The sequence below is a fragment of the Flavobacterium sp. CF136 genome (genome assembly GCF_000282055.1).
Taxonomy (GTDB): Bacteria; Bacteroidota; Bacteroidia; order Flavobacteriales; family Flavobacteriaceae; genus Flavobacterium.
Genome location: NZ_AKJZ01000068.1, coordinates 17580 through 27953, shown reverse-complemented (window position 1 = coordinate 27953; position 10374 = coordinate 17580). Strand labels below are relative to the sequence as shown.

The 10374-nt window shown below is 31.4% G+C and carries 11 protein-coding genes; 4 read left to right on the top strand and 7 right to left on the bottom strand.

Annotated elements, in window-relative coordinates:
• Positions 1-348: 348 nt before the first annotated feature.
• From PMI10_RS17880 to htpG, 3 genes are all read right to left on the bottom strand, one after another.
• Entirely contained in the window at positions 349-1455 is a 1107-nt protein-coding gene (locus PMI10_RS17880) for a hypothetical protein (protein WP_007810596.1), read from the bottom strand.
• Positions 1452-1868 (bottom strand): hypothetical protein, encoded by a 417-nt coding sequence (locus PMI10_RS17875; RefSeq protein WP_007810595.1) that lies wholly within the window; start codon positions 1866-1868, stop codon positions 1452-1454. The genes PMI10_RS17880 and PMI10_RS17875 overlap by 4 nt, the downstream gene beginning before the upstream one ends.
• 228 nt (positions 1869-2096) lie before the next feature.
• The gene (gene htpG / locus PMI10_RS17870) at positions 2097-3980 is read right to left on the bottom strand and encodes a molecular chaperone HtpG (protein WP_007810593.1); all 1884 of its coding nucleotides are present in this window, start codon (positions 3978-3980) and stop codon (positions 2097-2099) included.
• A gap of 186 nt (positions 3981-4166) precedes the next feature.
• Between htpG and PMI10_RS17865 the strand changes: the two genes are divergently transcribed.
• The 3 genes from PMI10_RS17865 (at position 4167) to PMI10_RS17855 (ending at position 6430) form a co-directional block, all read left to right on the top strand.
• Positions 4167-4664 (top strand): lipocalin family protein, encoded by a 498-nt coding sequence (locus PMI10_RS17865; RefSeq protein ID WP_035632158.1) that lies wholly within the window; start codon positions 4167-4169, stop codon positions 4662-4664.
• Between the two features lie 17 nt (positions 4665-4681).
• The gene (locus PMI10_RS17860; protein ID WP_007810589.1) at positions 4682-5377 is read left to right on the top strand and encodes an OmpA family protein; all 696 of its coding nucleotides are present in this window, start codon (positions 4682-4684) and stop codon (positions 5375-5377) included.
• Positions 5378-5482: 105 nt separating this feature from the next.
• Positions 5483-6430, top strand: coding sequence for an ABC transporter ATP-binding protein (locus PMI10_RS17855; RefSeq protein WP_007810588.1), 948 nt, complete (start codon positions 5483-5485; stop codon positions 6428-6430).
• Here the strand turns inward: PMI10_RS17855 and PMI10_RS17850 are convergent.
• From PMI10_RS17850 to PMI10_RS17835, 4 genes are all read right to left on the bottom strand, one after another.
• Complete coding sequence (locus tag PMI10_RS17850) at positions 6427-6711, bottom strand: GNAT family N-acetyltransferase (protein WP_007810587.1); 285 nt, start codon at positions 6709-6711, stop codon at positions 6427-6429. The two genes, PMI10_RS17855 and PMI10_RS17850, sit on opposite strands and share 4 nt — an antisense overlap.
• 5 nt (positions 6712-6716) lie before the next feature.
• Positions 6717-7112, bottom strand: a complete 396-nt coding sequence (locus PMI10_RS17845) for an OsmC family protein (RefSeq protein ID WP_007810586.1) — start codon at positions 7110-7112, stop codon at positions 6717-6719.
• Positions 7113-7115: 3 nt separating this feature from the next.
• Positions 7116-7997 carry a pirin family protein gene (locus PMI10_RS17840; RefSeq protein WP_007810585.1) on the bottom strand — a complete coding sequence of 294 codons (882 nt, stop codon included), beginning with the start codon at positions 7995-7997 and terminating at the stop codon, positions 7116-7118.
• 182 nt (positions 7998-8179) lie between these two features.
• The gene (locus PMI10_RS17835; protein ID WP_007810584.1) at positions 8180-9280 is read right to left on the bottom strand and encodes a hypothetical protein; all 1101 of its coding nucleotides are present in this window, start codon (positions 9278-9280) and stop codon (positions 8180-8182) included.
• A 195-nt stretch (positions 9281-9475) separates the two neighbouring features.
• Between PMI10_RS17835 and nadC the strand changes: the two genes are divergently transcribed.
• Positions 9476-10333, top strand: coding sequence for a carboxylating nicotinate-nucleotide diphosphorylase (gene nadC, locus PMI10_RS17830; RefSeq protein ID WP_007810581.1), 858 nt, complete (start codon positions 9476-9478; stop codon positions 10331-10333).
• Positions 10334-10374 lie beyond the last annotated feature (41 nt).

Below are 10374 nucleotides of genomic sequence, written 5' to 3'. Positions count from 1 at the left end.
CTCGATCAGTCCCCTTTCTTTTTAAAAACCCTTCATCTAAAAATGAAGGGTTTTTTCGTTTTGAAAAGTTTTGTCCCAGTTTACGAAAACGTGCCAAGTCAGGGATCAATACTAAATGAGCTCGTTCTGTTTGATTTGCAGACTATTTGATTTACTCTTGTATAAGAAATAACGGCTTCTAGTCATTAATCTAAAAATTTAAACCAAAACTTTTTCTTTTATAATATTAAGGATCGAGGTAATATCTTTTTGCGATGTTTATAGTCTTTTTGATTAATACTCAAACAATTTTGCAAAAGATTTAGTGTACAGCGCCATGGGAAATGCTAAAAATAAAATTGAAAGAATTTATTTTTCAACAATATCTAATTCATTGTTTGTCGCTATACCCCAACTTACCCCTAAAAATGAAACCAAATTGTCTGTTTTTTCAAAATTTTTACCAAATCCTCCAGTTATAGTAAATTTTTCATTTATCTTATATTTAAGGTTTCCTACTGATCTGTAATTATCCTTTTGATTCGTTCGATTGATATATTCATAGCCAAGGGCAAAATCATTAAATTGGAATTCAATTTTCGCACCTATATCAAGATTCTTTTCTTTTTTATATGATAACAATATTTCATCATAATTCATTTCATCAATTAGATATCGAGTGTATTGGTAAATATTGAGATAATTTTTATTATACTTGCTTAATTTAAAATTAGCATTCAATGTTAGCCATGCACCATATCTTCCAAATTTACCTGATTTAAATTCATTCTGATCAAAAAAATGATTGTATCCTGTCGCAATATCAGCTGAAAATATTGGTTTGAAAGATTCTAAACTATCAATTGCTTTATATATTTCAGATGTTAATTCTTTGTATTCTTTTAGTTCAGCATATTTATTAATTTTATCTAAGTTCCATTTGTTATACTCAGGAGTTCCTGATTCATTAGGGTTCTCTCCAAAAGGTAAGTTTTGATCGGTCAAAACTTTAAATCTTTCCAATTTTTTAATCAAAGTGTTAACAGATTCTTGTCTTTCTTTTCTGTTGACAGTTAGAAGATTTGTTCGAATTCCCACTGATACATTCTGAATTGTATCTTTTTTTACAGCAGCTAATGAAAAAGATAAATTTTTATATGGTTTAGAATATGCTTTTTGGTTTTCTTTAATGAAATAATCGGTTAGATTTTTCTTTTTCTGTGAGAATACCCAATAGGGTGTAAATTCTAAAGCGTAATCAGTTGGGAATCCTTTACTTGAGTTTACACTATTAATTAAACTCAAAGTAAAAGCCTGAGTTGTAGATGGAGTACTGATTATAGTAGGGGAATAATCCAGTATTGTAAAAGCCGGAGAATTTGGTAATTCCAAATCAGTTATTTTAATACTATTTCCTTCTTGTGAAAATAATTTGAAAGCAACAAAAAATAGAATAATTATAGATTTAGTTTTCATTTTATCTCAATTATTTTAGTTACTAATAAGATTGTTTTATTATCTGATAGAATCATTTCATCTGTATTGCACGTATAAATTTTGCTTTCATGAAAATTTCCAGGCTTGTCATCGTCCTCAACTAAGTTGTAATTTATTTTTAATTTTTTCATAAACTCATCTGTATCTTTTATTTTTTGTAAATCGAAATAAGTGATAATCAGAATTCTATTTTTATCTTTATATTCTATGGATTTCCCTACTTCAAAAAAATATATATTTCCATTTCCAGGTGCAGAATCATTTATAGTTGTTTTTTTCCAAGTACCTATTTCTTCTTTCTCCACCCAAGTTCGGGATAAGTATTTGTAGTCAAAATTAACTTGTAAAAATAATTTTGATTCTTCAGATTCTTTTGTTTTAAAAGTTTCCATGTTGTGTTGATTATTAAATTTATTTTTTTTTGAAATGTTTTTATACAAGAGTTGTTTATATATTTTCGGAAAGAATAAAATTACATATTATTGTTTATTTAAATGTATATGAATGTTATTTTTTAAAGAATTAACTTATATAAATATTGTGTTGTTTTTTGTTTTAAAAAATAAAAAACCTGCAAGTGTAAACTTGCAGGTTTAATAAATTAATTACGATTTATAACTTTATTTAATCATTTCAAAACTTCTTTTTACAAAGGCAGTTAAAGCTTCACCTTTTAATAGGTTTTGAGATAATTTTGCCAAGTCTAAAGCTTGTTTTACTAAATGTTCCTGATGGGTTTTGTCTTCAGTATTTAAGATACTTGTAGCGAGATCTGAATTAGTGTTTACAACCAAATTGTACATTTCCGGCATATTTCCCATTCCAAACATTCCGCCACCGCCAGATTGGCTCATTTCTTTCATTCTACGCATAAATTCCGGTTGTGTAATAATAAATGGTGCAGCTTGACTGTCCATAGCTTCCAGTTGTACAGAATATGCTTTTGGAATATATGCTTCTAATGAAGTTTTTAAAGTTTCTTTTTCTTCATCGGATAATTTAGAAATAGTGTTTTCTTCTTTTTTGATTAAGTTGTCAATATGATCAGAATCTACACGAACAAAAGTCAAGTCCTTATTATCACCTTCAATTTTTTGGATTAAATGTGAGATAATTGGAGAATCTAAAAGTAATACTTCGTAGCCTTTTTCTTTTGCTGTCTCAATGTAAGAGTGTTGTGCATCCTTATTTCCGGCATATAAAACAACCAATTTTCCGTCTTTGTCAGTTTGGTTTTCTTTTAATTTCTCTTTTAATTCTTCAAGAGTAAAGTAAGTATCATCAACGGTTGGGTATAATACAAACGCACCTGCTTTTTCGTAGAATTTGTCTTCAGAAAGCATTCCGTACTCTAAAACAATTTTAATGTCATTCCATTTTTGTTCAAAATCAGCACGGTTTTCATTAAACAAGGCTTTCAATTTATCCGCTACTTTACGAGTGATATAGTTTGAAATTTTCTTAACGGCACCGTCTGCCTGTAAACCGGAACGTGAAACATTCAACGGGATATCCGGAGAATCAATCACACCTTTTAGCATTGTCAAAAATTCAGGTACAATTCCTTCTACGTTATCTGTAACGTAAACCTGGTTTTGGTACAATTGAATTTTATCTTTTTGGATTTGCATATCCGAACCTAATTTAGGGAAATACAAGATTCCTGTTAGGTTAAACGGATAATCAACATTTAAGTGAATGTTAAATAATGGCTCCTCAAATTGCATTGGATACAATTCTCTGTAGAAATTTTTATAATCTTCATCAGATAATTCAGTTGGCTGTTTAGTCCAGGCCGGGTTCGGATTATTGATGATATTATCTGTTTCAACAGTTTCATTTATGTAATCTTCAGGAGCATCTTCCGGTTTTGGAAGCGTTTCTGTTCTGGTTCCAAATTTAATCGGGACAGGCATGAATTTATTGTATTTATTCAATAACCCGCTTATTTTTGAATCTTCGAGGAATTCAAGGGAATCTTCGGCAACGTGAAGAATAATTTCAGTTCCGCGTGAAGTTTTGTCAGCCGGTTCTAAAGTAAATTCAGGGCTTCCGTCGCATGTCCAGTGTGCTGCTGGTTCGTCTTTGTATGATTTTGTAATGATTTCTACTTTCTCAGCAACCATAAATGCAGAATAGAAACCAAGACCAAAATGACCAATAATCCCGGAATCTTTAGCAGAATCTTTGTATTTGTCTAAAAATTCCTCAGCTCCTGAAAAAGCTACCTGATTGATGTATTTTTCTACTTCATCAGCTGTCATACCCAAACCCTGGTCAATGATGTGGATTTTTTTGCCCTCTTTGTCAACTTTGATTTCGATAACGGGATTGCCGTATTCTACTTTCGCTTCGCCAATACTAATAAGGTGTTTTAATTTTAAAGTAGCATCAGTACCGTTTGAAACCAACTCACGCAAGAAAATTTCGTGATCGCTGTATAAGAATTTTTTGATTAAAGGGAAGATGTTTTCTACCGAAACATTAATTTTACCTGTTGTCATATTTTAAAAATTTAGTTTAAAGTTATGTCTTTCAGTTTCTTCAAATAGAATACCAAATTTCTAAAAATGACAAATTGTCGTAAGTGTTAATTTTGAAATAAAAAATACCAATTATAAAACAAAATTATTTTTTAGGATTGTATCTTTGTAGGAGTATTAATTCTAAAATTGATAGAACAAATGAAAATGAAGAAAATTATTTTTTTATGCATGTTGGCCACAATGGTTTTTGCATGTAAGTCTGCATCAACCGCAACTCCTAAAGACACAACGATTTCAACTAAACTGGACAGATCGTCTCAAGTAGCGATTAAAGGGAATTGGGTCATTACCAATGTATCTTATCCGGGTTCAGAATATATTAAAGTAAATTCATTTCAAATTGCTGATTCTAAATGCTTTATTGGCAGTGCCTGGAATTTTATTTCAAACAATAATAAAGGTTCAATGACTTTAACCGATGGAAACTGTTCTGCTTTTACTTCACCAATAGTTTGGAGTATTAATAAAGAAGGTTTTTTTGTACTTAAAATTGTTGAGGCAGGAACTAAATCGAAAAATGTTAAAGAAGGTTATTTACTGAAAGTAGCCAACCAAACGGAAAATTCATTTCAGTTGATTGATAACATCAATGTTGGAGGACAAACTAAAGATGTAACGTATCAATTTCAAAGAGCCAATTAATATTAAAAATATATAACATGAAAAAAATAACCGTTTTAAGTTTAAGTACTTTACTTGTATTAACTAGTTTTTTTATAAGTTGCGATTCAGTAAAAAATGCAAATAATACTCAAAAAGGTGCTGGAATCGGTGTTGTTGCCGGAGGTATTATTGGTGGTATTTTAGGAAATAATTTAGGAAAAGGTGGAAATGCTGCCCTTGGAGCTGCTATTGGGGCCGCTGTTGGTGGTGGAACTGGTGCACTTATTGGAAATAAAATGGATAAACAGGCCCGTGAAATAGATCAGGCTTTACCAGGTGCTGATGTTGAAAGAGTTGGTGAAGGTATACACTTAACTTTAAATGAAAATGCCGTTCGTTTTGATACTAACAAATCAACACTGACTTCTCAGGCAAAAACAAATTTAGATAAATTAGTTCCTGTTTTTAATGATTATGGAGATACTAATATTGAAATTTTTGGATATACTGATAATACAGGAAAACCAGAATATAATTTAACACTTTCTGCACAAAGAGCTGCATCTGTAAAAGCTTATTTAGTTTCTAAAGGATTAAAATCAAGCCGTTTTAAAACTTCAGGTTTAGGAATTGCTGATCCAATTGCAACAAATGATTCTCCGGAAGGAAGAACCCAGAACCGTCGTGTTGAATTTGCTATTACGGCAAACGATAAAATGGTGAATGATGCTAAAGTTGAAGCTGCAAAATAGGTTTCAATTTACAATAAAATTTATTAAAAGCTGTTTCATAATTGAAGCAGCTTTTTTTTGCTTTCGAAATTAAAGATTGTAAATTTGAACTTTCAAATACAACTCATGCTTAATATTCAAAATATTTCTTTTTCGTATACAGAAAAACCTGTTATTAATAACGTATCATTTACAATAAATAAAGGCCAGAATATTGCTGTTATAGGTGAAAGTGGTTGTGGGAAAAGCACACTCCTTAAACTTATATATGGTTTGTATGATTTAAATGAAGGCCAGATTTTTTATGAAGAAAAACCGGTTTTGGGACCTAAATATAATTTAATTCCGGGAATGCCTTATATGAAATACCTGGCACAGGATTTTGATCTGTCTCCCTATGAAACCGTTGCAGAAAATGTCGGCAAGTTTCTTTCTAATGGTTTTGCCAATTTGAAAAAGCTTCGTGTTCAGGAATTACTTGAAATGGTAGAGATGGAACAATTTTCTAATGTTAAAGCGAAATTTTTAAGTGGAGGACAGCAGCAGAGAGTAGCTTTGGTTCGGGTTTTGGCTTTAGAACCTGAATTGATCTTGCTTGATGAACCTTTTAGTCAAATTGACGCTTTTCGTAAAAATGCTTTACGACGAAATTTATTCAGATATCTGAAACAAAAACAAATTACCTGTATCCTTGCTACGCATGACAGTACAGACGCTCTGTCATTTGCAGATGAAGCCATTGTAATGAGAAATGGAGAAATCATTATAAAAGATAATCCTATAGAAATATATAAAAAGCCGTCTTCTAAATATGTGGCTTCCCTTTTTGGTGAAGTAAACGAAATTTCGACTCATTTATTAAAACTTACTGATGATCAAAACGAAAAATTATTAGTGTATCCCCATCAGTTAATTATGGTTGAAAACTCTGATTTAGAAGTCAAAATCAGAAGAACATACTTCAGGGGAAATCATTATTTAATAGAATCTGTTTACAAAAGACAATTGATATTTTTTGAAAGCGAATTCGATTTGCCTTCGGAAATTTCAGTTTTTATAGGACTTAATTCTTAATGAAATAATACATCGTGAATTTCTTCCGTTTTGTCAAAAACACTTTTGGCAAATGGACAAAGCGGAATGATTTTTAAATTATTATTTCGGGCATATTCAACTGCTTTCATTACCAGTTTTTTACCAACACCTTTTCCGTTAAAATCTTCATTTACTTCGGTATGGTCAATGATGAATTTTGAATCTCCAGCCCAGGTATAGGTCATTTTTCCAGCTTGTTTCCCGTCTTCTAATGCTTCAAAGTATCCTTTTCTTGTGTCGTTTATTTGTTGTATTTCCATGATGATTATATTAAAGTAGTTTTAATTTCGATTGAATGCGTTAATGTTTTATGAATTGGGCAGTTGTTGGCGATAGTTTCTAACCGTTGTTTCTGAGTTTCGTTAATTTTGCCAATGATTTCGATTTTTCGGGTAAATAAGGAAACGTTTTGTTCTGCATCTCTTTGAAAATCAATTTTAATATTAATTTCTGAAACCTCCCATTGCTTACGGTTAATATACATTCGTAAAGTAATTAGAGTGCATGACGCCAATGATGATGCTAAAAGTTCAGAAGGACTGAATCCTAAATTTTTACCTCCAACTTCCTGGGGCTCGTCTGCAATTATGATATTACCGCTGGCTGATTTTATTTCGGTGCGATACAAACGTGTATCAATTTGTGCTGATATGGTCTCCATAAATTATCTTATTTTAGGTTCTGGTAAAGGAACAAATTCAGTTTCTCCTGGAACCCTTGGGAAAGTTTGTGCTGTCCAGTCTTTTTTTGCTTTTTCGATTAATTCTTTATCTGAGGAAACAAAATTCCAAAAGATAAAATGTTCTTCAGGGAAAGGCATTCCGCCAAAAATATAAACGGTAGAATTTGCAGTAATTTCAAACTCACAAAGTGTACTGTCGTTAGTAATCAGAATTTGTTTCGGCTCGTAAATATGTTCACTACTTTTGATACTTCCTTCTAAAATATATAAGCCGCTTTCTCCAAATAAATGGTTTCCGATATTTATTTTTTGAGTTGTTTTGCTTTTAATTTCAATAAAATACAACGGACTATAAACAGGAACAGGTGATTTTTTGCCAAAAGCTTCTCCTGCAATTAATTTATAAGAAACATCATTTTCTTCCCAACCCGGAATGTCGTCTGCTTCAACATGAGTGAAATTCGGATCCATTTGTTCCAATTCTTTTGGAAGAGCAACCCAAATTTGTAATCCGTGAAGCATTTTGTCAGAATTTCTTAAATATTCCGGAGTTCTTTCAGAATGTACAATTCCTTTTCCTGCCGTCATCCAGTTTACGGCACCCGGTTTTATTTCTAATTCGGTTCCTAAACTGTCACGATGCATAATACTTCCTTCAAATAAAAAAGTTAATGTAGAAAGTCCTATATGCGGGTGAGGAGGGACGTCCATATTTTGATATTGGTTTAAATGTGCCGGTCCCATATGGTCGATAAACACAAAAGGTCCAACAGCTCTTTTTTCACGGAAAGGCAATAATCTGCCTACCATAAAATTGCCAATATTGGCAGCGCGTTCTTCGATAATTAAACTGATATTTGACATGATATATTTTATTTGAAAACAAAATTACAGTTGTAGCCTCAATCTGTAACTTAATTTAGATTAAGAAAAATAGTTTTGGTAATATATATAAAAGTAAGGAATCAAATTTTAATCATTCCGGGCAGAATTCAAAATATAACACGAATTGCACAAATTTTCACCAATCAATTGGTGTCAGTATATTACCTGATCAATTCAAATTCTAAAGTTTTGCTCTCCGTTCCATTAATGATAATTGATAATCCATGAATTCCGGTATGGAAAACACGAGTGGTAATTATTTTGAAAGACTGGTTTCTTTCGACTTTAATTAATTGGTTTGAAGGATATGTTTTTTCGCTGATTTTAAAGACTTTTTTTGCTAAATGTCCTTTTGCCTTTCTATAATGAACAGCATACTCTAAACGAACTGTTTTCGCTTCGTCATTTTTATTATTTAAATAAAATTCAAACTGTAAATAATTTCCAATCTTTACTGTTGGTGTTTTGATTTCAAAGGAAGAAATTTCAATATTAGCGCTTTCCAATCCATAATGGCTCAGAATTTCAGGATGCCCTTGTTTTAATAAAGTCCGGCAGCCATGCTTAATAATTCCATCAGTTTCTTTACTGAATCCTTTCCATTTTCCGGCAATTTCCAGTACAATTTCCGGATTATCTTTAGCAATATCATTTAGATTATTGGCAACACTTCTGCGGACATACTCGGATGAATCATTTTTAAGATTTTCTAAAATCGGTAAAATTGAAGCCGGATCTTTTTTCAGGAACGGAATTGCCATTGCCCATGGTAATCTCGGTCGGCAGCCTTCGCTGGCTAATCGGCGTACTTTTGGACTTTCATGTAATGACCATTTCACCATTTCTTCAATCATTTTTTCTTTGTATTTTAGAATGAAAGGGCGAACCGCAAATTCACAACTAATAAATTGCGTGATGGAAACAAAGGCTTTCATCGAAGTTTTAAAATCATTTAAGCCATACATTTCAATATAATCGGCAAAAAAGATAAAAGCCAGATTGTCATCAGTAAATTTATTTTTTTTGAGACTCCTAATAATTTTATCAATTAATTGAACTGCTTCCTGAAAATTTTCAGGCATAAACTTATGAAAAACAACTGTTGTATGTTTCATTCGGTCTTTCCATTCTTTTTGAGCAAAATTATCTTCATAAATGGTATCGATAAATTTTTGTTTATTGAATATTAAATGTACTTCGGCTACAGCCTGACTGAATTTTTCGTAGAAACTAACGGAGTAAATATCTTTAATTAATCCCATAATTTTGTTTGAATGAACTTCAAAGATATTTAATGTTCTTTAATTTTTTGATCCATAAAAGCATTAAGTTTAATTAAGGTATAAATCCGGATTTTTATAAATTACTTAATGTCTTAATAATTTTTAAAATCCAATTGAAACTTTCAAATCCACAAAATATATCCTATTTTAGCATCTTATAAAATTTAGAGAAAAATGATTAGCGAAGTACAATTTCAATCCGAATTACAATTATTAATTAGAAATGCAATTCGGGAAGATGTAGGCACAGGCGATTATAGTTCATTAGCTTGTATTCCTGAATCGGCACACGGACAAGCTAAATTATTAGTTAAGGATCAGGGAATTATAGCAGGTGTTGCACTTGCAAAAATGATTTTTGAACACGTAGATCCTGCATTAAAAATTAAAACCTTTATTGAAGATGGCACGCACGTAGAATACGGAGAGGTTGTTTTTGAAGTCTCAGGTAGTTCTCAATCTATTTTAAAAGCAGAAAGAGTGGTTTTGAATACGATGCAAAGAATGTCGGCAATAGCTACGAAAACAAATCATTATGTTCAGCTTCTGGAAGGAACTGGTGCAAAAATATTAGATACACGCAAAACAACTCCAAATTTTAGAGCAGCTGAAAAATGGGCTGTGAAAATTGGAGGTGGTGAAAATCACCGTTTCGCACTTTACGATATGGTAATGTTAAAGGATAATCATATTGATTTTGCCGGCGGAATTACACTTGCGATTAAGAAAACCAAAGATTATTTGAAAATAAATAATTTAGATTTGAAGATTATTGTTGAAGCTAGAAATTTAGATGAAATTCGTGAAATTTTGTTGAGCGATGGAGTTCACAGAATTTTGATAGACAACTTTAATTATGAGGATACTAAAACTGCCGTGCAATTAATTGGTACAAAATGCCAGACAGAATCTTCAGGAAATATCAACGAAAAAAGCATTCGTGAATATGCTTTATGTGGTGTAAATTATATTTCTTCAGGAGCCTTAACTCATTCTGTTAATAACATGGATTTGAGTTTAAAGGCTTTTTAATTTAAATTCAAAACAATAATCCAAAGCCTAAAAAAAATCTA

What these genes read in the sequence shown, in the direction of transcription:
- PMI10_RS17880 (WP_007810596.1), bottom strand. Translation starts at nt 1,455, where the DNA reads ATGAAAACTAAATCTATAATTATTCTATTTTTTGTTGCTTTCAAATTA.
- PMI10_RS17875 (WP_007810595.1), bottom strand. Translation starts at nt 1,868, where the DNA reads ATGGAAACTTTTAAAACAAAAGAATCTGAAGAATCAAAATTATTTTTA.
- htpG (WP_007810593.1), bottom strand. Translation starts at nt 3,980, where the DNA reads ATGACAACAGGTAAAATTAATGTTTCGGTAGAAAACATCTTCCCTTTA.
- PMI10_RS17865 (WP_035632158.1), top strand. Translation starts at nt 4,167, where the DNA reads ATGAAGAAAATTATTTTTTTATGCATGTTGGCCACAATGGTTTTTGCA.
- PMI10_RS17860 (WP_007810589.1), top strand. Translation starts at nt 4,682, where the DNA reads ATGAAAAAAATAACCGTTTTAAGTTTAAGTACTTTACTTGTATTAACT.
- PMI10_RS17855 (WP_007810588.1), top strand. Translation starts at nt 5,483, where the DNA reads ATGCTTAATATTCAAAATATTTCTTTTTCGTATACAGAAAAACCTGTT.
- PMI10_RS17850 (WP_007810587.1), bottom strand. Translation starts at nt 6,711, where the DNA reads ATGGAAATACAACAAATAAACGACACAAGAAAAGGATACTTTGAAGCA.
- PMI10_RS17845 (WP_007810586.1), bottom strand. Translation starts at nt 7,112, where the DNA reads ATGGAGACCATATCAGCACAAATTGATACACGTTTGTATCGCACCGAA.
- PMI10_RS17840 (WP_007810585.1), bottom strand. Translation starts at nt 7,997, where the DNA reads ATGTCAAATATCAGTTTAATTATCGAAGAACGCGCTGCCAATATTGGC.
- PMI10_RS17835 (WP_007810584.1), bottom strand. Translation starts at nt 9,280, where the DNA reads ATGGGATTAATTAAAGATATTTACTCCGTTAGTTTCTACGAAAAATTC.
- nadC (WP_007810581.1), top strand. Translation starts at nt 9,476, where the DNA reads ATGATTAGCGAAGTACAATTTCAATCCGAATTACAATTATTAATTAGA.